General features: G+C 71.5%; 15 protein-coding genes and 1 pseudogene. 8 read left to right on the top strand and 8 right to left on the bottom strand.

The window, feature by feature from the left end; all coding sequences use genetic code 11:
• Positions 1-20: 20 nt before the first annotated feature.
• The 6 genes and pseudogenes from C3486_RS21025 to C3486_RS21005 form a co-directional block, all read right to left on the bottom strand.
• The gene (locus C3486_RS21025) at positions 21-257 is read right to left on the bottom strand and encodes a formate dehydrogenase subunit delta (protein WP_258052903.1); all 237 of its coding nucleotides are present in this window, start codon (positions 255-257) and stop codon (positions 21-23) included.
• Positions 257-2,812 (bottom strand): formate dehydrogenase subunit alpha, encoded by a 2,556-nt coding sequence (gene fdhF, locus C3486_RS21020; RefSeq protein ID WP_258052902.1) that lies wholly within the window; start codon positions 2,810-2,812, stop codon positions 257-259. Before fdhF ends, C3486_RS21025 begins: the two co-directional genes overlap by 1 nt.
• A 94-nt stretch (positions 2,813-2,906) precedes the next feature.
• Positions 2,907-3,074, bottom strand: a pseudogene (locus C3486_RS38100) (2Fe-2S iron-sulfur cluster-binding protein); the annotation flags it as partial.
• Positions 3,071-4,684, bottom strand: coding sequence for an NADH-quinone oxidoreductase subunit NuoF (locus C3486_RS21015; RefSeq protein ID WP_103834294.1), 1,614 nt, complete (start codon positions 4,682-4,684; stop codon positions 3,071-3,073). The pseudogene C3486_RS38100 and the gene C3486_RS21015, both read right to left, overlap by 4 nt.
• The gene (locus tag C3486_RS21010; RefSeq protein WP_103834293.1) at positions 4,681-5,175 is read right to left on the bottom strand and encodes a formate dehydrogenase subunit gamma; all 495 of its coding nucleotides are present in this window, start codon (positions 5,173-5,175) and stop codon (positions 4,681-4,683) included. Before C3486_RS21010 ends, C3486_RS21015 begins: the two co-directional genes overlap by 4 nt.
• A 247-nt stretch (positions 5,176-5,422) precedes the next feature.
• The gene (locus C3486_RS21005; RefSeq protein WP_103834292.1) at positions 5,423-6,217 is read right to left on the bottom strand and encodes an acyl-CoA dehydrogenase family protein; all 795 of its coding nucleotides are present in this window, start codon (positions 6,215-6,217) and stop codon (positions 5,423-5,425) included.
• Positions 6,218-6,612: 395 nt separating this feature from the next.
• Here C3486_RS21005 and frc point away from each other — a divergent pair, with 395 nt between their 5' ends.
• From frc to C3486_RS20980, 5 genes are all read left to right on the top strand, one after another.
• Positions 6,613-7,845 carry a formyl-CoA transferase gene (frc, locus tag C3486_RS21000; RefSeq protein WP_103834291.1) on the top strand — a complete coding sequence of 411 codons (1,233 nt, stop codon included), beginning with the start codon at positions 6,613-6,615 and terminating at the stop codon, positions 7,843-7,845.
• 3 nt (positions 7,846-7,848) lie between these two features.
• Positions 7,849-10,032 carry an acetate--CoA ligase family protein gene (locus C3486_RS20995; RefSeq protein ID WP_103834290.1) on the top strand — a complete coding sequence of 728 codons (2,184 nt, stop codon included), beginning with the start codon at positions 7,849-7,851 and terminating at the stop codon, positions 10,030-10,032.
• A 144-nt stretch (positions 10,033-10,176) separates the two neighbouring features.
• Positions 10,177-11,577 carry an OFA family MFS transporter gene (locus tag C3486_RS20990; RefSeq protein WP_103834289.1) on the top strand — a complete coding sequence of 467 codons (1,401 nt, stop codon included), beginning with the start codon at positions 10,177-10,179 and terminating at the stop codon, positions 11,575-11,577.
• 420 nt (positions 11,578-11,997) lie between these two features.
• Complete coding sequence (gene oxc / locus C3486_RS20985; RefSeq protein ID WP_103834288.1) at positions 11,998-13,725, top strand: oxalyl-CoA decarboxylase; 1,728 nt, start codon at positions 11,998-12,000, stop codon at positions 13,723-13,725.
• 224 nt (positions 13,726-13,949) lie between these two features.
• Positions 13,950-14,705, top strand: a complete 756-nt coding sequence (locus tag C3486_RS20980; RefSeq protein WP_103834287.1) for a hypothetical protein — start codon at positions 13,950-13,952, stop codon at positions 14,703-14,705.
• A 6-nt stretch (positions 14,706-14,711) separates the two neighbouring features.
• Here C3486_RS20980 and C3486_RS20975 read toward each other — a convergent pair whose 3' ends face one another.
• Positions 14,712-16,109, bottom strand: coding sequence for an LCP family protein (locus tag C3486_RS20975; protein ID WP_103834286.1), 1,398 nt, complete (start codon positions 16,107-16,109; stop codon positions 14,712-14,714).
• Positions 16,110-16,155: 46 nt separating this feature from the next.
• Entirely contained in the window at positions 16,156-18,261 is a 2,106-nt protein-coding gene (locus tag C3486_RS20970; protein ID WP_103834285.1) for a bifunctional polysaccharide deacetylase/glycosyltransferase family 2 protein, read from the bottom strand.
• Positions 18,262-19,564: 1,303 nt separating this feature from the next.
• Between C3486_RS20970 and C3486_RS20960 the strand changes: the two genes are divergently transcribed.
• The 3 genes from C3486_RS20960 to C3486_RS20950 form a co-directional block, all read left to right on the top strand.
• Positions 19,565-20,284, top strand: coding sequence for a GNAT family N-acetyltransferase (locus tag C3486_RS20960; protein WP_103834283.1), 720 nt, complete (start codon positions 19,565-19,567; stop codon positions 20,282-20,284).
• Between the two features lie 171 nt (positions 20,285-20,455).
• Positions 20,456-20,896: a hypothetical protein gene (locus C3486_RS20955; protein WP_146075027.1), complete on the top strand. Its 441-nt coding sequence runs from the start codon at positions 20,456-20,458 to the stop codon at positions 20,894-20,896.
• 202 nt (positions 20,897-21,098) lie between these two features.
• Positions 21,099-21,445: pyridoxal-phosphate dependent enzyme (locus C3486_RS20950; RefSeq protein WP_146075026.1), on the top strand; the 347-nt coding region annotated here is incomplete at its 3' end.

Genomic DNA, 21,445 nt, shown 5'->3' with positions numbered 1-21,445 from the left:
ACGGGCCAGCGCGGCGGGGGTCAGCCGGTGCCCGACGCGTCCGGCGGGCCCAACAGCCGCACGGCCGCGACGACTTCGGGCGCGAGGCCCGCCGCGCCCTCGGCGACGTACCGTGACAGCCGGCTGCGCATCCGCGGGTCCCAGAATCTGCGGAGGTGCGCGGCGACGGCTTCGGCGGCCTGTTCCCGCGGCAGATGCCGGAACGCCTTGGCGATGTCGTTCGCCATCCGGCTCTCGGGCGGCACGGTGGTACGCATCAGTCCCTCACCGCCGGGCGGTGGTCCTCGTGTGCCCCGGTGGCGGCTTCCGCGCGGGCGGGGGCGAGCCCGACCTGTACCGCGGTCACCTTGTACTCCGGGCAGTTGGTCGCCCAGTCCGAGATCTCGGTGGTCACCACGTTGGCACCGGTCACCGGGTGGTGGAAGGTGGTGTACACGACACCGGGCGGCATCCGGTCGGACACGCGCGCACGCAGTGTCGTCTCACCGACGCGGCTGGCGAGCCTGACCATGTCGCCGTCGTCGATGCCGCGCACCTCGGCGTCGTGCGGGTGCACCTCCAGGACGTCCTCGGCGTGCCACGCCACGTTGCCGGTGCGCCGCGTCTGTGCGCCGACGTTGTACTGGCTGAGGATGCGCCCCGTCGTCAGTACCAGCGGGAAGCGCGCGGTGGTGCGTTCGTCCGTGGGGACGTAGTGGGTGACGACAAACCTGCCCTTGCCGCGCACGAAGGCATCGACGTGCATCGTCGGCGTGCCCTCCGGGGCCTCCTCGTTGCACGGCCACTGGACGCTGCCGAGCTTGTCCAGCAGCTCGTAGGAGACGCCCCGGAAGGTCGGTGTGACCTGCGCGATCTCCGCCATGATCCGGCTCGGGTGGTCGTACGCCATGGGGTAGCCCATGGCGGTGGCGATCTCGCAGATGATCTGCCACTCGTGCTTGCCGGTCTTCGGCGGCATCACCGCGCGCACCCGGTTGACCCGGCGTTCGGCGTTGGTGAAGGTACCGTCCTTCTCCAGGAAGGACGCGCCGGGCAGCAGGACGTGCGCGAACTTCGCCGTCTCGTTGAGGAACAGGTCCTGCACCACCACCAGTTCCATCGACGAGAGCGCCGCGGTGACGTGGTTCAGGTTCGGGTCGGACTGGGCGATGTCCTCGCCCTGGACGAACAGGCCCCGGAAGTCGCCGTCGATCGCGGCGTCGAACATGTTGGGGATGCGCAGCCCCGGTTCCGGGAGGAGCTCGCGGCCCCACAGGTTTTCGAAGACGGTGCGGACCGCGTCGTCGGAGACATGGCGGTACCCGCTGAACTCGTGCGGGAAGGAACCCATGTCGCACGAGCCCTGTACGTTGTTCTGGCCGCGCAGCGGGTTGACCCCGACGCCTTCGCGGCCGACGTTTCCGCAGGCCATCGCCAGGTTCGCCATCCCCATGACCATGGTGGAGCCCTGGCTGTGCTCGGTGACTCCGAGGCCGTAGTAGATGGCCCCGTTGGGTGCCTGCGCGTACAGCCGGGCCGCGGCCCGCAGCTCTCGGGCGGGCACACCGGTGACCGGCTCGGTGGCCTCCGGGCTGTTCTCCGGGCGGGAGACGAACTCCGCCCACTCCTCGAAGCCCTCGCACCGTTCAGCGGCGAAGGACTCGTCGGCCAGCCCCTCGGTGACCACCACGTGCGCCAGGGCGTTGATGACGGCGACGTTGGTGCTGGGCTTGAGCTGGAGGTGGTGCGCGGCCTCGATGTGCGGCGAGCGCACCAGGTCGATGCGGCGCGGGTCGATGACGATGAGGCCGGCGCCCTCGCGCAGCCGGCGCTTCATCCGGGAGGCGAACACGGGGTGTGCGTCGGTGGGGTTGGCCCCGATCACCATGATCACGTCGGCCTGGGCCACCGAGCGGAAGTCCTGGGTGCCGGCGGATTCGCCGAAGGTCTGCTTCAGCCCGTAGCCGGTGGGGGAGTGGCAGACCCGTGCGCAGGTGTCGACGTTGTTGTTGCCGAAGGCGGCGCGCACCATCTTCTGCAGGACGTAGACCTCTTCGTTGGTGCAGCGCGAGGAGCTGATGGCGCCGATCGAGCCGGGGCCGTACCGCTGCTGGATGTCCCGCAGCCTGGTGGCGACGGTGGCGATGGCCTCGTCCCATTCCACCTCGCGCCACGGGTCGGTGGTCTTCTCGCGCACCATGGGCCTGAGCACACGGTCGGGGTGGGTGGCGTAGCCGAAGGCGAACCGGCCCTTCACGCAGGAGTGGCCCTCGTTGGCCCCGCCGTCCTTGTACGGCACCATCCGGACCAGCTCGTCGCCGCGCAGCTCCGCCTTGAAGGAACAGCCGACACCGCAGTACGCGCAGGTGGTGACCACCGAACGGGTCGGCATGCCGAGGTCGACGACCGACCGTTCCTGGAGCGTTGAGGTCGGGCACGCCTGCACGCACGCGCCGCACGACACGCACTCGGAGTCCTGGAACAGCTCCCCGGCGCCCGGCGAGACCTTGGAGTCGAAGCCGCGGCCCTCGATGGTCAGCGCGAAGGTGCCCTGCACCTCGCCGCAGGCCCGTACGCAGCGCGAGCAGACGATGCACTTGGACGGGTCGAAGTCGAAGTAGGGGTTGCTCACGTCCTTCTCGGCGGCGAGGTGGTTCGCGCCCTCGTACCCGTACCTGACCTGGCGCAGCCCGACGGCGCCCGCCACGTCCTGCAGCTCGCAGTCGCCGTTGGCCGGGCAGGTGAGGCAGTCCAGCGGATGGTCGGAGAGGTACAGCTCCATGACGCCCTGGCGGAGCTTCGTAACCTTGGGCGTCTGGGTGCGTACGCGCATGCCCTCGGCGACCGGTGTGGTGCAGGAGGCCGGGGGTGCCCTTGCGGCCGTCGATCTCCACGACGCACAGCCGGCAGGAGCCGAACGGTTCGAGGCTGTCGGTGGCGCACAGCTTGGGTACCTCGACGCCGGCCAGCGCCGCCGCGCGCAGGACCGAGGTGCCCTGCGGCACCGTCACGGCCAGGCCGTCCACCTCCACCGAGACCGTTGCCTCCCCGGGGCGTTCCGGGGTGCCGAAGTCGGGTTCCTTGAGCAGGGTCATGCCGTGCCCTCCATCCTGGCACCGTCCGTCCGCGCGGGCCGGGGCGCGCCGCGGGTGCCGCGGGCGAGGAAGTCGTCGGAGAAATGCGTCATCGCGCTGCGTACCGGCATCGGCGTCAGGCCGCCCATGGCGCACAGCGATCCGTCGGTCATCGTCTCGCAGAGGTCTTCGAGCAGGGCGAGGTTGTCGTCGCGCCGCTCACCGGCCACGATCCGGTCGATCACCTCGACGCCGCGTACCGAGCCGATCCGGCACGGGGTGCACTTGCCGCAGGACTCCGCGGCGCAGAACTCCATCGCGAACCGGGCCTGCGCCGCCATGTCCACGGTGTCGTCGAAGACCACGATGCCGCCGTGGCCGAGCATCGCGCCGGCCGCGGCGAACGCCTCGTAGTCCAGGGGCAGGTCGAACATCGAGGTGGGCAGATAGGCGCCCAGCGGCCCGCCGACCTGCGCCGTACGGACCGGGCGCCCGGTGCGCGTGCCGCCGCCGTACTCCTCGATCAGCTCGCGCAGGGTGATGCCGAACGCGGTCTCCACGATGCCGCCGCGTGCGACGTTGCCGCCGAGCTGGAAGACCTGGGTGCCGCGCGAGCGTTCCACGCCGAGTTCCCGGTACGCCGCGGCGCCGCGGTCCAGGATCACCGGCACGGTGGCGAGGGTGAGGACGTTGTTGACCACGGTCGGCCTGCCGAAGAGGCCCTCCAGGGCCGGGATGGGCGGCTTCGAGCGGACCATGCCGCGCTTGCCCTCCAGGCTCTCCAGCATGGCGGTCTCCTCGCCGCAGATGTACGCGCCGGCGCCGACCCGCACGTGCAGATCGAAGGAGAGGTCGGAGCCGAGGATGCGGTCGCCGAGCCAGTTCTGCTCGCGCGCGATGTCGATGGCCGCGCGCATCGTGGCCACGGCGTCCGGATACTCCGAGCGGATGTAGAGGTAGCCCTCGCGCGCGCCGACCGCGTGTGCGGCGATCGTCATGCCCTCGATGAGCAGGAACGGGTCGCCCTCCATGACCATGCGGTCGGCGAAGGTGCCGCTGTCGCCCTCGTCGGCGTTGCAGCAGACGAACTTCAGCTCGTCGGCGCAGTCCAGCACGGTCTGCCACTTGATGCCGGCCGGGAATCCGGCACCGCCCCGGCCGCGGAGGCCGGACTCGGTGACCGCGGCGACCACGTCGGCCGGCGGGAGCCGCAGTGCCTTGCGCAGTCCTTCGAGGCCACCGTGGCGCAGGTAGTCCTCGGGCGAGAGGGGGTCGGTGACCCCGACCCTGGCGAAGGTGACCCGCGTCTGGCGGGCCAGCCAGGGCAGTTCGTCCACGACGCCGAGCCGGAGGCCGTGCGCGGCGCCGTCGAGCATGCCCGCGGCGAGGAGGCCCGGCACGTCCGAGGGGGCGACCGGTCCGTAGCCGATCCGGCCGTGCGGCGTCACCACCTCGACCAGCGGCTCCAGCCAGAGCATGCCGCGCGATCCGTTGCGTACCACGTGGACCTCTCGGCCCTGTTCGGCGGCGGCCCGGCGCACGGCCTCCGCGACCGCGTCGGCGCCGACGGACCTGGCCGCCGAGTCGCGGGGCACGTACACCGTCACGGGGGAGCCGGGCGCAACCGTCATGAGGAGACCGCCTCGTCGAGGAGGGTGTGCAGTCGGTCCGCGGTCATCCGGCCGTGCACCCGGCCGTCGATCTGGACGGCGGGGCCGAGGGCGCAGTTGCCGAGGCAGAAGACCTGCTCGACGGTGACCGAGCCGTCCGGCGTGGTGTCCGCGGTGGTGTCGCCCGGTGCGACGCCGAGCCGTTCGCGGACGCGGGCCACGAGCGCGTCGGCGCCGACGGCCTGGCAGGCCTCGGCGCGGCAGATGCGTACCGTCGTACGGCCGGCCGGCTCGCGGCGGAAGTCGTGGTAGAAGGAGACCACGCCGTGCACGTCGGCGCGGGAGAGGTTGAGTTCCCCGGCGAGCCGGCCGATGGCCTCTTCCGGTATGTGGCCGAGTTCTTCCTGAACGGCGTGCAGTATCGCCAGCAGTGGTCCGCGCCGGCCGTGATGGGCGGCCACGATGGCGCTGACCGTGGCCTCCGTCGACACGTCGCTCACGCTTGCCGTCATGATCGCTCCACCTCACCGTCGAGCGCGAGAGTCCCGCCGCCGTTGCCCACGTCCGGTTTCGCGCACACGAATCCCTCGACTTTCCCCGTGCGGAGGCGCAGGGGTGGCCGGCCAACGCAGGCGCACCGTCCGTGCGTTGGCGTCGCGCCTGCTCTTCGGCAGCGTATACACGTCGACTGTATACGGTCTACCGTGCGTGGCCTCCCGGTTTTCCGCCTGGCCTTCCTCCCGGTTTCCGGCTCGGCGGTCACAGCGCCGGCAGCCTGTCCCCGGCCGCCGGTACGGCCGCGCCGCCCCGGCCGCGGACGGCACCTGCCAGGTCCTCGGCCCGGCCCGCCACCGGCGTCGCGGCCAGCCACGGCAGGACCGAGCCCAGCACGATGTCGAGCCCGCCGCCGTTCGGCCCGAGCATCGCGCCCGCCGGAACCAGGACCGGGTCGGCGCAGACGGTGGAGGTCGCGCTGCCGCGCGGGCCCTCGCCGTCCGGCCGGGCCGGCACGAACAGGCCCGCGGCGTCGGCCGGTACGAGCCAGAGCGTCATGCCCTCGTGCCCGTCGACGGGCCGCGACGACCAGAGGTAGCTGTCCGCCTCGCCCGCGCCGACCACGTCGCGCTTCCGCGCGCTGAGCGCCACCACCTCTCCGGTGCGGGCCGCGGTCGAACGCGTCCCGGGAGCCGGTGCCCCCGCCGCGCCCTCACCGGCGTCGGTCAGCGCGAGGGTGCTCAGGTGCTCCCCGGCGGCGATCCGCCGGCGGAGCCAGGGGCTGCCGTAGGGGTCGAGGACGGCGACGGCCGCGTAGTGGGACCGGAGCACGGCCCCGGTGGCCGGGCAGGCACGGGAGACCTCGCGCACCACCTCGGCGGCCTCGGTAAGACCCCGGCCCCCGCCGCCGGCCTCGGCGGAGACGGTGAGCCCGAGCAGTCCCGCGTGTCCGAGCGCGCTCACCGCGGCCCGGGGGAACCTCGCCCGTCTGCCGGCCTGCTCGGCGCAGGGCCCGATGACGCTGCTCATGACGTGGGCGAGAGCGGTGCGGTACGACATGGGGCGCCCCCTGGAGTCGTGGCGGAGTGGTGTGCGGTGAGTGTCGGCGCGCGGTCCGGGCGGTGGTCCTCGGGCCACACGAAACGCTGATTGCATACAGTATTCCGTTGCGCGGCGGCGGTGAACCCCTCGTCGACGTCACGGAGGTGATGTCGCGTCACTCCGAAAACTTCCCGCACGGGGCCTGGACACCCGCGCATTGCATACAGTATTCGTTCTTAAGGTGAGCTCCGAGGTCGTACGGCCAGTCCGCCCGCCCGCCGGGTGGCCACGGCGAGGAGGTTCGTAGCGCTGTTCCCTCCGGTCACGCAGGCCGCCACTCCCCACATCCGGTGCGACCCGAGCGCCTGTGTCCCGGAACCGCGAACCAACCACGGACAAGTGAGGTGACCACAGTGACGACCAAGGCACTCGACGGCATACGTGTCCTCGACATGACGCACGTGCAGTCGGGCCTCTCCGCCACGCAGCTGCTGGCCTGGTTCGGCGCCGACGTGATCAAGGTGGAAGCGACGAGCGGTGACATCACCCGCCGTCAGCTGAGGGACATCCCGGACGTCGACTCCCTCTACTTCACGATGCTGAACTGCAACAAGCGCAGCATCACCCTCAACACCAAGACCGAACGCGGCAAGGAACTGCTCACCGAGCTGATCCGGCGCAGCGACGTGATGGTGGAGAACTTCGGCCCGGGCGCCGTCGACCGGATGGGGTTCACCTGGGACCGCATCAAGCAGATCAACCCGCGCCTGGTCTTCGCCTCCATCAAGGGCTTCGGCGAGGGCCCGTACACCACGTACAAGGCGTACGAGGTCGTCGCCCAGGCGATGGGCGGCTCCATGTCCACGACCGGCTTCGAGGACGGCCCGCCCACGGCCACCGGCGCGCAGATCGGCGACTCGGGCACCGGCGTGCACCTGGTGACCGGCATCCTCGCGGCGCTCCTCCAGCGCGAGCGGACCGGGCGCGGGCAGCGCGTGACGGTGGCCATGCAGCACTCGGTGCTGAACCTGTGCCGCGTGAAGCTGCGCGACCACCAGCGGCTGGCACACGGCCCGTTGAACGAGTACCCCAACGAGAACTTCGGCGAAGAGGTGCCGCGCTCCGGCAACGCCTCCGGCGGCGGCCAGCCCGGCTGGGCCGTCAAGTGCGCACCCGGCGGACCCAACGACTACGTCTACGTGATCGTGCAGCCGGTCGGCTGGGAGCCGCTGGCGAAGCTCATCGGCCGGCCCGAACTGGCCGACGACCCGGACTGGAACACCCCGGAGGCGAGGCTGCCCAAGCTGGACAAGATGTTCCAGCTCATCGAGGAGTGGTCCTCGACCCTGCCCAAGTGGGAGGTGCTGGGCGCGCTCAACGCCCACAACATCCCGTGCGGCCCGATCCTCTCCACCAAGGAGATCATCGAGGACGAGTCGCTGGCCGCCAACGGCATGATCGTGCAGGTCGAGCACCCCGAGCGCGGCACGTTCACCACCGTCGGCTCTCCCATGAAGCTCTCCGACTCCCCGGTGGAGATCACCTCTTCCCCGCTGCTCGGCCAGCACAACGAAGAGGTGTACGCGGGCGAACTCGGCCTCAGCGAAGACGAACTGGCGCTGCTCAAGGCGAACGGAGTGATCTGATCCATGTCGTTCGACAAGAACGCCGAGTTCGACACCGAGGGCGTGTCCGACACCAACGCCGGGTTCGACACCGCGGCCGTGCGTGAGGTGCTGGACGCGGCCCGCGCGGCGGGGCGTACGGCCCTGACCGCGCCCGAGGGCAAGCGGATCACCGACGCCTACGGCATCCCGACACCGGACGAGGGCCTGGCGACCACCGCCGACGAGGCGGTGGCGCTGGCGGACCGCATGGGCTTCCCGGTCGTCATGAAGATCGTCTCCCCGCAGATCCTGCACAAGACGGACGCGGGCGGGGTGCGCGTCGGCGTGGCCTCGGCGGAGGAGGCACGTACCGCCTTCACCGAGATCGTCGCCAACGCGAAGGCGTACGACCCGGCGGCCGGCATCACCGGTGTGCAGGTGCAGCAGATGGTGCCGGCCGGGCAGGAAGTGCTGGTCGGCTCGGTCACCGATGCCACCTTCGGCAAGGTCGTGGCCTTCGGGCTCGGCGGTGTGCTGGTGGAGGTGCTCAAGGACATCACCTTCCGGCTCGCCCCGGCAGGGCACGACGACGCCCTGTCGATGCTCGACTCGATCAAGGCGGCGGACGTGCTGAACGGTGTGCGCGGCGGGCAGGCCGTGGACCGCGACGCGCTCGCCGGACTCATCGTCAGGGTCTCCCGGCTGGCCGCCGACTTCCCCGAGATCGCCGAGGTGGACCTCAACCCGGTCTTCGCCACGGCGGACGGGGTCATGGCCGCCGACGTCCGCATCCTGCTCAGCGACGCACGACCCGCCGAGCGGCGCCGCTACACGCGCGAGGAGATCCTCGGCGCGATGCGGCGGCTGATGGAGCCGCGGTCCGTCACCGTCATCGGTGCCTCGAACGAACCGGGGAAGATCGGCAACTCGGTGATGCGCAACCTCATCGACGGCGGCTTCCCCGGCGAGATCCACCCGGTGAACCCCAAGGCCGACGACATCCTGGGCCGCAAGGCGTACAAGTCCGTGACCGACGTGCCGGGCGACGTCGACGTGGCGGTCTTCGCCATCCCGGCGAAGTTCGTCCCCGCGGCCCTGGAAGAAGTGGGCCGCAAGGGCATCCCCAACGCCGTACTCATCCCCTCCGGCTTCGCCGAGACCGGCGAGCACGAGCTGCAGCAGCGGATCGTGGACATCGCCGACGCGCACGGCGTCCGCCTGCTGGGACCCAACATCTACGGCTACTACTCGCCGTGGCAGGACCTGTGCGCCACCTTCTGCACGCCCTACGACGTGAAGGGCGGGGTGGCCCTCACCTCGCAGTCCGGCGGCATCGGCATGGCGATCCTGGGCTTCGCCCGCACCACGAAGACCGGCGTCTCGGCCATCGTCGGCCTCGGCAACAAGTCGGACGTGGACGAGGACGACCTGCTGACCTACTTCGGCGAGGACCCGCACACCCAGTGCATCGCGATGCATCTGGAGGATCTGAAGGACGGCCGCGCCTTCGTCGAGGCCGCCCGCGCCACCGTGCCGAAGAAGCCCGTCGTGGTGCTCAAGGCCGGCCGGACCAGCGCCGGAGCGAAGGCGGCCGGCTCGCACACCGGCGCGCTCGCCGGTGACGACGCCGTGTACGACGACGTACTGCGCCAGGCTGGCGTGATCCGCGCGCCCGGCCTGAACGAGATGCTGGAGTACGCCAGGGCGCTGCCCGTGCTGCCCACGCCCAAGGGCGACAACGTCGTGATCATCACCGGCGCCGGCGGCTCCGGCGTGCTGCTCTCGGACGCCATCGTCGACAACGGGCTCTCGCTGATGGAGATCCCGCCGGACCTCGACGAGGCGTTCCGCGGCTTCATCCCGCCCTTCGGCGCCGCCGGCAACCCGATCGACATCACCGGTGGCGAGCCGCCCTCCACCTACGAGTCGACGATCCGGCTGGGCCTCACGGACCCGCGGATCCACGCGCTGGTACTGGGCTACTGGCACACGATCGTCACCCCGCCGATGGTCTTCGCCGAGCTGACGGCGAAGGCCGTGGCCGAGGCGCGGGAGCAGGGGATCGAGAAGCCGGTGGTGGCATCGCTCGCGGGCGACGTGGAGGTCGAGGAGGCGTGCCAGTACCTCTTCGACCACGGTGTCGTCGCCTACCCGTACACCACGGAGAAGCCGGTGGCCGCGCTGGGCGCGAAGTACCGCTGGGCACGCGCGGCAGGACTGCTCTAGACCGTCGGTTCCGGGCGCGTGTGCACGGGGTCGGACCGGGACGCCGGTCCCGGGCGCACGCGCGGCGGCTGTCCCGTGACAGCCGCGCGAAGAAAGGGGTGAGACAGGCGCTGGTCAGGTACTTCTCGATGCCAAGGGGACAACATGACCTCAGAACGGCAGCAAGGCCCCGGTAGGCCGGCCACGGCGTACCGGGAGGTCACGGACAGCAGAGGACGCGTATACCGGATCGGCGAGACGGACCGGGACATCCTCGGTCACTCGCGCAAGCTGATGGTCTACCTTCCGTGGATCGCGATGATGGCCATCAGCGTGTCCGAGTACGCCTACGGATCGGCGGAGGACACGCTCGGGCACGCCCACGGCTGGACCCAGACGAACACCTTCTGGATCCTCAGCATCTGGGTCTTCGCCCAGGCGGGCATCGCCTTCCCGGCCGGCTGGATGCGGGAGCGGGGCATCCTGACCGCCCGGCGTGCCATGTTCATCGGCGCGGTGCTGAACCTCATCAGCTTCGCCAGCCTCTCGCACATCGACAGCGTGTGGCTCGCCATCCTGGGCTTCGGCGTGGTCGGCGGCATCGGCTCGGGCCTGGTGTACGCCACGTGCATCAACATGGTCGGCAAGTGGTTCCCGGAACGGCGCGGTGCGAAGACGGGGTTCGTGAACGGCGGCTTCGCCTATGGTGCGCTGCCCTTCATCTTCATCTTCAACTACGCCTTCGACACCAGCAACTACAACGAGGTGCTGGACCTCATCGGCGTGTACGTGCTGGTGATCGTGGCGGTCTGCGCGTGGTTCTTCAAGGACCCGCCGAAGAACTGGTGGCCGAGCGAGGTCGACCCGCTGACGTACGCCAGTGCGCCGAAGAACACCCGCAGCCTGCGGAAGAACCCGCCCGCCGTGCGGCAGTACACGCCCAGGGAAGCCATGAAGACCGGCCGGCTGCCGCTGATGTGGTTCAGCCTGGTGATGTGCGGCGGTGTGTCGATCTTCGGCATCTCCTTCCAGGTCGCCTTCGCCAAGGACGTCGGCTTCGGCCCACTGGTGGCGGCCTCTTCCATGGGTGTCATGTCCGTCGTCAACGGCGTGGGCCGCGCGATCACCGGCTGGCTGTCGGACATGCTGGGCCGCAAGCAGACCCTGGTGTACATCATCGTGATCCTGGGCCTCGCCCAGTTCGGTGTCATCTGGGCCGGCAAGACGCACAACGAGTGGCTCTTCCTGGCCTTCGCCTTCCTCTCCGGATTCGGCGGCGGCGCGTTCTTCCCGATGTTCGCGGCGCTCACGCCGGACTACTTCGGTGAGAACTACAACGCCACCAACTACGGCATCGTCTACAGCGGCAAGCTGGTCAGCGGCCTCTTCGGCGGCGGCATGGGCGCGATGGTGGTCGACGCCTGGGGCTACTACGGCGCGTACGCACTCGCCGGTGTGGTCTCCATGGCATCGGCGGCGGTGGCCCTCACGCTGAGCCAACCGGGCCGGCCGAAGACGAAAGGCATCACCCCCAACCCACAGCCCATCAGCCGCGAAGCCGTCTGAGGGGCAGGGCACGGCGGGACGTCCGACGGATGCGCGTGCGGCACGCTCCGTACCGCACGCGCACCCGCCCGCGTGCCCGCAGTACGAGGCTTCCCGAAAACCGGAACGGAAGGCCGGGTCAACAGCACAACTCCACGGCGAGCAGGGGGACTTCTTGTCCCCGTGGCAGTGTCGATGGGATACTGAATACAGCATCCCGCGTACGCGATCGCCGCCGTGCTCCGTGAGCCGGCACCGACGCGGGAACCATGCGCCGGCGTGACCCGGCTCCCTCGCCCGCAGTGCCGGAGGCGAGGCCGGCCGTCCAGACGAACGCTGTGCACGGCGCGGTGGGGACAGCTCCCGGACGGCCGGGCCCATGCAACGGAACGTACAAGGTCGTAGGACGCAGAGCGGGAACGTGCCAGGGAGGATCCTGATATGACCGACGCAGCCATTCCGGAGACGGCGGAGGAGGGCACCGGCGACGCCCCCACCCTCACCGACGGGATCCATCTGGTCGTCGACGCACTCAAACTCAACGGGGTGGAGAACCTCTACGGGGTCGTGGGCATCCCGATCACCGACCTGGCCCGCCTCGCGCAGCGGGAAGGACTCCGCTACATCGGCTTCCGCCACGAGAGCGACGCGGCACACGCGGCGGCCGCCGCCGGGTTCCTCACCAAGAAGCCGGGCATCTGCCTGACCGTGTCGGCACCGGGCTTCCTCAACGGGCTCGTGGGCCTCGCCAACGCCACCACCAACTGCTTCCCGATGGTCCAGATATCCGGCTCCAGCGAACGCCACCTGGTCGACCTCCAGCGGGGCGACTACGAGGAGATGGACCAGCTGGCCGCTGCCAGGCCCTTCGCCAAGGCGGCGTACCGCGTCCACCGTGCCGAGGACATCGGCCGCGGCATCGCCCGCGCGATCCGCACCGCCGTCTCCGGCCGCCCCGGCGGCGTCTACCTCGACATCCCCGCCGCCGTACTGGGCGAGGTCATCGACGCGGAGAAGGGCGCGGCCTCGCTCTGGCGGGTCGTCGACCCGGCCCCCCGCCAGCTGCCCGAGCCGGAAGCCGTCGACCGCGCGATCGACCTCCTCGCGCGCGCCGAACGCCCGCTGGTCGTCCTCGGCAAGGGCGCCGCCTACGCCCAGGCCGACGAGCACATACGGGAGTTCATCGAGACCACCGGCGTGCCCTACCTGCCGATGTCGATGGCCAAGGGCCTGCTGCCCGACGACCACCCGCAGTCCGCCGCCACGGCCCGCTCCCTCGCGCTGCGCCGCGCCGACGTCGTGATGCTCGTCGGCGCGCGGCTCAACTGGCTCCTCGGCCACGGCGACGCCCCGCAGTGGAGCCCCGACGCCACGTTCATCCAGGTCGACATCGCGGCGGCCGAGATGGACAGCAACCAGCCCATCGCGGCACCCCTCGTCGGTGACGTCGGGTCCGTCATGGCGGCGCTCACCGAGCGGAGCAAGCCGGGCCGGATCGCCGTACCGGGCGCGTGGCGGGAGGAACTGCGCACCCGCACGGAGCAGAACGTCGGCAAGATGGCCAAGCGCCTCGAAGCCGCCAGGAGCGCGAGCCCCATGAAGTTCCTGGGCGCGCTGCAGGCGATCCGCGACGTCCTCGCGGAGCACCCGCGGAGCTACCTCGTCAACGAGGGCGCCAACGCGCTCGACCTGGCCCGCAGCGCCATCGGCATGCAGTCCCCGCGCCGCCGGCTGGACAGCGGCACGTGGGGCGTCATGGGCATCGGCATGGGGTACGCGATCGCCGCCGCCGTGGAGACCGGCGAACCGGTCGTCGCCCTCGAGGGGGACAGCGCCTTCGGGTTCAGCGGCATGGAGGCGGAGACGATCTGCCGGTACGGCCTGCCGGTCGTCACCGTCGTCCTCAACAACGGCGGCGTCTACCGCGGCGACGGCGTGTCGCCGACCGACGACCCGGCGCCGACCGTCCTCAAGGCCCGGCACGACGTCATGTTCGAGGCTTTCGGCGGCAAGGGCTACCAGGCGACGACGCCGGATGAGGTGGCCGCCGCGCTGCGTGAGGCCCTGGCGGCCCGCAAGCCGGCACTCATCGACTGCGTGATCGACCCCTCGGACGGTACCGAGAGCGGCCGGATCGCCCACCTCAACCCGAAGGGCATCGGCGGCTGACCCCGCTCGTACCGCGTCCGCCCCCGCGCACCGCACGGGGGCGGACCACACGTCGCCCGGCTCCGCGCCGGACGCTCCGGCCTGTCGGTGGTGGAGGGTAATCTCTGCGTGACGGATGTGGCGGGGACGGGGAGCGTTGAGCGACGGTGGTCAACGAGCAGGCAGGGGACGGCCGGTCGTCCGGCAGCGGTGAGCCCCATGAGCCGGGGGAGCCGAGTATCCGGATGGGCGCGACTGCGCGCGATCAGGGCATCAACCACCAGGCGGGCCGCGACCAGACGGTCATCAACAACACCTACTACCACGTACCGCCGAAGCCCGAGCGGCCACCGGGCGCCCCGGCCGCCGACCGGAGCCGGCACAGGGTGATGCTCGCCGGAGTCGCGGCCGTCGTCGTGGTGATCGCGGGCGGCTTCGGCATCAAGGCGATGCTGGCGGGCGGCCATGACCAGCCCGGCCCCACGCCGGGCCCGACGCAGAGCACCCGTGGCGAGCCGGCCCCGGCCCCCACCGAAAGCTCCGGGGAGCCGTCCCCCGAGCCTCCGCCGACCCAGCCGCAGGACCGCGAAAAGCTGCTCGCCGCGCGGCCGTTCGCGCTGCGCGCCCCGTCGGAACCCAACGTCATCGGGGTGGACCTCGACACGCCGAAGGTCAAGCCCCCGAACGAGGTCACCTCCAGCGACGACGAGCTGCAGCTGAGCGAGATCAGCGACGGCGACTGGGAGTTCAGGACCACCACCGGCATCAGCGCGGGCAAGACCTTCGAACAGTGCCTGCAGGGCGTCCAGGGCAATGCACTGCCCTCCCGCATCGACGCCAAGGACCTGCGCAAGCAGCGCACGATCCGGGTGGGCACCGTCCTGTGCACCGAGACCAGCGAGGGCAACCTCGCCATGCTCGAAGTCACCAGCATCACCCCCAGCGCCGACAGCGACCTGCCGGACGTCCAGACGAAGCTGACGGTCTGGGAGAACGCCTGAGCCGCGCTACCGCGTCCGCTCCCGTGGTGTCGTCAGCGGGCGGTCGTGGCGGAGCTGGTCGAAGAGTCTGCGGGACTGGGGCTTGTCCCAGGTGATGACGCTGCCCTTGGAGGTGGGGATGCCGATGCCGGAGACGGGGACGTTGAGCCGCTTGCCCGTGCCGCCGGAGACGCTCCGGACTGCGCGGAACAGCTTCGTCAGGTCCTCCAGGCTCGTGTCCTTGTCGACGACGAGGGTGTCCAGGCCCGCGTTGACGGTGGGGTAGATCTCGGCCGGGTCGAGGACCGTACCGGGCCTGGCGGCCTGGTGGGCGAGGGCCGAGAGGAACTTCTGCTGGTTCTTGGTGCGGCCCAGGTCGCCCTCGGCTTCCTGGTGCCGCTGGCGGACGAAGGCCAGTGCCTGCTTGCCGTCCAGGGTCTGGCAGCCCTTCTTGAGGTCGGCGCCGGACTTCTTGTCCTTGATGCCCCGCTCCAGGCACATCCGCACGCCGCCGATGGCGTTGACGATGTTCACGAAGCCCGCGAAGCCGATCTCCGCGTAGTGGTCGATCCGCAGGCCGGTGTTGTACTCGATGGTGCGGGTGAGGAGTTCGGGACCGCCGTACGAGAAGGCGGCGTTCAGCTTGTCCCGGGTGGGCGGTGCGGTCTTGCCCGTCGCCGGGCTGGTGTGGCCGGGCAGGGTGACCCAGGAGTCGCGCGGGAGGCTGACCATGCTGGCGCCGTGCGCGCCGGTGTGCAGCACGATCATCGAGTCCGTGCGGCGGCCGCCGCCTCCGCCCGCGTGCAGGTTCTTCAGGTCACCCGCCGAGAGCCCGTCGCGGCTGTCGGAGCCGACGATCAGGTAGTTGGTGCCCTTGCCGTGCGGGGGACGGTGCCCGTAGGCGTCGAGGTCGACGTCGCGCCGGAGCTTGGTGTCGGCCCAGCCGTACGTGCCGACGGCGCCCACGAGGACGGCTGCGGTGAGGCCGAGCACGGCACGTCGCACCCGGTGCCGTCTCTTGGGCCGGCGCGCGTGGGCGCGGCGCGGTCCGTAGTGGGAGGAGGGGCGGTCGGCGTACCGCGCGGGCGCGGTGGCCGACAGGGTGCGGCTGCCTTGTGGGGCGTCGGTGTGCGGGGGCTGCCGCCGGGGACCGCCGTCGCCGTGCGGAGGCTGCTGTCGGAGTCCGACGTCGGCGTACGGGGGCTGCCGCCGAGGGTTGCCGCCGTCGGTGTACGTGTCCGGTGGCCACGGTCCGCCGCCGTCGGCGTACAGCGTTTCCGGGTCGACGTGGACGGTCTCCCCGGAGACGGGGGCGGGGCGTGCGCCCCAGGTGGCGGGGGGCCGCCCGGCGGTGGTGCCACCGGGCGGGCCCTGGTGGAGGACTTCCCCGGCCCACAGGTCGTGCGGGTCCTGCGGGTCCTTCATGGTCCGGCTCCCTCGTTCACTGCGGCCGACTGGGCCTGGTACTCGGTCATTTCGCCAGCAGACTCCGGTTCGGCGGCTCCGCCGGCAGGAATGGGTCGGCGGTGCCGGCGCGGGCCATGGTGTGCCACTTCAGCCGGGTGCCGAGCAGCGCGGTGATCACCGACTGGATGACCACCAGGTACAGCAGCTGCCGGTAGACGAAGAGCTGGAGCGGCAGCACCCACATCGTGCGCAGCTTCTCCCGGTCCAGCCGCAGCGCGTAGGCGGCGGTGACCATCTGTACGGCGAGGCAGCCGAGCCAGACGAGCACCGCCTCCGTCGGGTCCCGGAACAGCACGCCGTACAGCGCGAACACGTCCACCACCGGCGCGAACAGCGGCAGCGCGATCTGGAACAGGCAGAGGTAGGAGAGCGCCCGGCGGCCGAAGCGCCCGGCCGGGCCCATCTCGAACACCGAGTGCCGGTGCTTCCACATGGACTGGAGCGTGCCGTAGCACCACCGGTAGCGTTGCCGCCACAGCTGGCCGAGCGTGCCGGGCACCTCCGTCCAGGCGACGGCCGACTGCTCGTAGACGACGCGCCACCCGGCCCGCCACAGCGCCATCGTGAGGTCGGTGTCCTCGGCCAGCGTCTCGTCGCTGACGCCGCCGATGCCCATGAGCGCGTCCCTGCGGAAGGCACCGATGGCGCCGGGCACCGTCGGCATGCACTCCAGCACCTCGAACATCCGCCGGTCGAGGTTGAAGCCGATGACGTACTCCAGGTGCTGCCATCTGCCCAGCAGCCGGCGGCGGTTGCCGACCTTGGTGTTGCCGCTGACCGCGCCGACGGCCGGGTGGGCGAGCGGCTGGACGAGCCGCGTCAGCGCCTCGGGCTCGAACACGGTGTCCGCGTCGACCATCACGACGATGTCGTACCGGGTGTGCGCGAGCCCGGTGTTGAGGGCGCTGGGCTTGCCGCCGTTGGGCTGCCGCACCACCTGCACGCGGGGATCGTCGATGGCCTCGGCGATCGCTGCCGTGCTGTCCGTCGAGCCGTCGTCGATGACGACGATCTGCAGTTCCGGATGGGTGGAGGCCAGCAGCGAGTGCACGGTGGCGGCGATGCCCGCCTCCTCGTTGTACGCGGGTACCAGCACCGTCACCGGCTCGGTCACGGGCCGCAGCCGCGGCGTGCCGGGCCGGAACCGGTCCAGTCTGCGTACGTGAGCGCGGGCGAAGACGGCGAGCAGGACCAGCCGCAGCACGCTGAGCACGCCCGCGACGCCGAGGGCCCAGGCCATCGCGGTGGTGAACGCGTGCCCGAGGTACTGCGCCCACATCAGCCCCCGGCCCTCCAGCCGTTTGGTGAGGGGTGCCTGGGTGTTGTGGAACGGACGGCCGAGCCCGCCGGTCACGGTGGTGAAGCGTTTCACGGTCCTGTCACGCCGGTCGTCCGGGTCACGCCGGTCCCGCAGCAGCGCCTCCGCCTCCCGGTAACCGAGCTCGGTGTGGCTGTACTGCCGTACCACCCCCTGCCACGGCTCGCGCGACTTGTGGTCGGCGGCCACCAGCAGATAGCCCTGCGAGGCGGCGCGCTCGGCAGCCGCCCACTCGGCGCCGCAGAGGGTGTCGGCCGCGGTGGTGTGCGGCAGCCGCAGCAGCCGGGTGTTGACGCCTGCCGTGCCCGCCAGCGCGGTCTGGGTGAGGGCCAGCTCCATGCGGGCGCGCAGCGGCGAGGCCGCGCCGAGGTCGCCGCCGGTGTACGTGTACGAGCCGATCTCGTGCCCCTCGGCCACGATCCGCTTCATCAGCTCCGGGTGCCGGGCCGCGCGCGAGCCGTAGACGAAGAACGTGGCCTTCACGTGGTACTTGCGGAGCAGGTCCAGCACGCGCGGCGTCCACTCCGGGTCGGGCCCGCCGTCGAAGGTGAGCGCGGCGGTGCCGGGTGGCATGCCGGCCGTCTCGATCCGGTCGTCGCCGAGCCGGAGCACCGGGCTCCCGGTGTCCGCCGCGCGCGGGATGGGCCTGCTGCACGGCAGCTTGGCGCGCGCCGCGTCGACCTCGTGCGTGGTCCAGCCCTCGAAGGCGAGGGCGGTGATGACCACGGCGAGGACGAGCAGCAGCAGCGCCCAGTGCCCGCGCGGGGGGCGGCGTATCGCGTGCCGGCTCACCTCTCAGCGCCCCCGCGCGGGGCCCCGGCCTCGGCTCTGGAGGACGGTGCCGGACGGGGCTTGTCGACGACGGGCCGGCCGGGGCGCGGGCCGTGCTGTCCGGCGACCGGCCGGCCGGTGTGCGGGCTCGGCTTCCCGGCGGCCGGCAGGGGGCCCTTGGTACTGGGCGGCTGCGATCCGACGGGCTGCCACAGCCCGCCGACAAGTACGCCGACGAGCATCAGGTACCCGGCGCACGCGCACCCGACGGTGACCGCCAGGACGCGTGACAGCCTTCTGCGCCAGCCCGAATTGTCGATGAACACGGGGCGATGCCGTGGTGCTGCGCGGCGCGCCGGGTGTGTCATGGGACGACCGCGCCGCGCGGGGACACTGGGCCCGGCCCCGTCCATGCCTGCTTCCGCTGCCACGTGTGGATCCGCGTGCCCGTACGCGTTCGGGTCCGCTTCCCCATACGCGTGCGCATGCCCGATAGGGCGGAAGTCCTCGACTCCCGGCTTGTCCGATATCTGCGGAGTGCCTCGCACTCAGTACTCCTGATCTGCGGCCCCGTATACGGGGCCCATTTCTCGTGGGGATGCCGAGCCGCAAGCCCGATGTGCACTGGAACGCGATACGCCGGGATACCGGGAATGGCCGGAAAACTCGGGACTGCACGGCGTGAAGCCCCGGAATTCGGCATGCGCCAATGGCCTCTCCGGCAGGCCGGAAAGGCCACGTGAGTACGCGTCTCGGCGCAATCGGCAAGAATGCGCCGGAAATCCGCTCGCACCGCACGCGCGCACTGGGTCAGCTCCCAGTCGCTCCTGGTGACCGCGTCGGCGTCGACGTCCAGTGGTTATGCGCCGAGGATGCCGTCCTCCTCGCGTCTGGCGACGCGGGGACACTCGGCGCCGGGCGCGCACAGCGCGCTCCAGGCTTCGGCAATTGCCGCAGATCGGGAGGCGTGGGGGATACCTCGCACTGGGTGCTCCTCGTTCCCGGCCGTGGGGGAGGCCGTACGCGTGGGGGTCCCGGGCCAAACCGCACCCGGGTCGTACTGGAACGGGCATACGTCCGATGGAATTCGAACGCACACCTGCGCCAGACGGTGCCAGCAAAAGCCCTGCTGGGGAGGGGGAACACCAGAGTGTTACCGCAGCTTTACCTCGCCCGGGCCGAACTCCGCATATCACCCGCTCCATTTCCGCCAGGTGTCCGACAACGGCGGGGCGCGCCGGGTGCCCGCTCCCCCTCGAAGGCGCGCCGGCCTGCAGTGGCATCCTGGGCGACTGGTTCCGCTGCACGACACGAAAGGCTTCGCATGAGGGTGGATCGCGCCGCCGCCGCGCTCGACGACCCGGTGGGCGCATCGCTCCGCGGCCACCACGCCCACCTGGCCCGCCGGCTCGGCCGGGCCGCCACCTATCTGCCGGGCGTGGCGACCTTCGCCGCCGTCCCCGCCGACGCGGACGCGGCGGACTGGGCCGACCTCGCCGCACTCGTCGGGCAGGGTGAGCTGGCCGACATGTTCAGCTGTCCGGCCACGCCGCCGCCGGACTGGGAGCCGGTCTTCGCCCTCGCGGGCCGCCAGATGCTCTGGTCCGGCACCGGCACAGGCACCGGCAGCTCCGCCTGCGCCGCCGCCGGGGAAGGTGCCGGCGTGGTGGAGCTGGGCCCTGACGACGTACCCGAGATGCTCGACCTCGTCGCACGCACCCAGCCGGGCCCCTTCTGGCCGCGCACTCACGAACTGGGCACCTACCTCGGCATCCGCGACAACGGCACCCTGGTGGCGATGGCGGGCGAACGCCTCCGCCCGCCCGGCTGCACCGAGATCAGCGCCGTGTGCACCGCGCCGGAAGCCCGCGGCAACGGCCACGCCGCCCGCCTGATCAACGCGCTCGTCGCCCGCGTCCTGGCCCGCGGCGAACGCCCCTTCCTGCACGTCGTCGAGTCCAACGCCGGCGCCATCGCCCTCTACGAACGCCTCGGCTTCCGCACCCGCACCCAGGTGACCTTCCGCGGCTTCCGTACACCGTGAGGGTCTGCGCCCGCAGCGCGGACACGCCCGTGGTGTGACCGGGCGTCCGGTGAGGGGCGCGATGGCGTTGCCTGACGAGAACTTTATGTAGTCGATTGGCTACTGTTGGCGCTCGTGAGGATGGGGCCGGTGTTCTGCGGCAGCCGCTCCGCTTGGGCCGGGGCGGCGCTCGTGGTGCTTCTGACCGCCATGCTGCACCTGCTGGCCTGCGCCCACGGGCCCACTCCGACGACCGCGGGGCGCGTCGACACTCCCTTGGCGGTGACGTACGCGCCGGCCTGTGAGCAAGGCCGGGCGTCGTACGACAGAGCAGGCAGCAGCGCCGACGGCAACACCGACGGCAGCGCCGGCGGCAGTACCGGCGACTGGGCCGGGGAACGGGCCGCTCCCGGCTCGGGCGGTGAGGCACTGTGCGGGGGCGAGGACGAGCTCACGATGAAGCCGCCCCGGAGCGTCGCACCGGCCGCACCGGCCGTGCAGACCGCCCTCGCCGTCGAGTACGCCGTACCACCACCGTCCGGCCCCGTGCCGGCCGGTGCCTCTCCGAAGCCGTCGGCGAGTGCGCCTCCAAACGGGCAGGCGCGCGCCCGGCTGGGTGTGTGGCGGAACTGAGCGGTCCCTCCGAGGCTGCAACGGCCCCGGCGGCGCGCCGGGTTGAGCCGAGTCGAGCGACTCGAGCCGAGTCGAGCGTCTTCGAGCTGACGTGAGCTGCGCTTGCGTGGGGCCTCACCGCAGCCGTCGGTCAGTTCTGCCCCTGTCCCACCACTGAGCGGTCGGCACGCCGCGTAGCTGCCGACCGTGGGAGAAGCACGCCATGAACTGTGTGACCCACACGTCCCTTCCCACCGGTCCGGCCCAACTGCTCGCCGCCGCCAAACGCCCGACGCACACCCCCGCCGGCCTGGTCGGCGACACCCCGCTGCTGTGGATCGGGGAGCCCTTCGCCCCGGCCGGACGCGGCTTCTGGGCCAAGCTGGAGGGCCACAATCCCGGCGGCATCAAGGACCGCGCGGCCCTGCACATGGTGCGGGCCGGGCGCGAGCGGGGCCGGCTGCTGCCCGGCGCCCGGATCGTGGAATCCACCTCCGGCACCCTGGGCCTCGGCCTCGCGCTGGCCGGAGTCACCCTCGGCCATCCGGTCACGCTCGTCACCGACCCCGG

It is taken from the genome of Streptomyces sp. Ru73 (assembly GCF_002920575.1).
Taxonomy (GTDB): Bacteria; Actinomycetota; Actinomycetes; order Streptomycetales; family Streptomycetaceae; genus Streptomyces.
Note: the sequence above shows the minus strand (reverse complement) of the source record. Positions and strands in the feature narration are given on the sequence as shown.

Excerpts from the sequence above, each read along its gene's own strand:
- C3486_RS20960 (WP_103834283.1), top strand. The coding sequence starts at position 19,565 with ATGAGGGTGGATCGCGCCGCCGCCGCGCTCGACGACCCGGTGGGCGCA.
- C3486_RS20980 (WP_103834287.1), top strand. The coding sequence starts at position 13,950 with ATGGGCGCGACTGCGCGCGATCAGGGCATCAACCACCAGGCGGGCCGC.
- C3486_RS20995 (WP_103834290.1), top strand. The coding sequence starts at position 7,849 with ATGTCGTTCGACAAGAACGCCGAGTTCGACACCGAGGGCGTGTCCGAC.
- C3486_RS21025 (WP_258052903.1), bottom strand. The coding sequence starts at position 257 with ATGCGTACCACCGTGCCGCCCGAGAGCCGGATGGCGAACGACATCGCC.
- C3486_RS21005 (WP_103834292.1), bottom strand. The coding sequence starts at position 6,217 with ATGTCGTACCGCACCGCTCTCGCCCACGTCATGAGCAGCGTCATCGGG.
- C3486_RS21010 (WP_103834293.1), bottom strand. The coding sequence starts at position 5,175 with ATGACGGCAAGCGTGAGCGACGTGTCGACGGAGGCCACGGTCAGCGCC.
- C3486_RS20990 (WP_103834289.1), top strand. The coding sequence starts at position 10,177 with ATGACCTCAGAACGGCAGCAAGGCCCCGGTAGGCCGGCCACGGCGTAC.
- fdhF (WP_258052902.1), bottom strand. The coding sequence starts at position 2,812 with ATGCGCGTACGCACCCAGACGCCCAAGGTTACGAAGCTCCGCCAGGGC.
- oxc (WP_103834288.1), top strand. The coding sequence starts at position 11,998 with ATGACCGACGCAGCCATTCCGGAGACGGCGGAGGAGGGCACCGGCGAC.
- C3486_RS21015 (WP_103834294.1), bottom strand. The coding sequence starts at position 4,684 with ATGACGGTTGCGCCCGGCTCCCCCGTGACGGTGTACGTGCCCCGCGAC.
- C3486_RS20975 (WP_103834286.1), bottom strand. The coding sequence starts at position 16,109 with ATGAAGGACCCGCAGGACCCGCACGACCTGTGGGCCGGGGAAGTCCTC.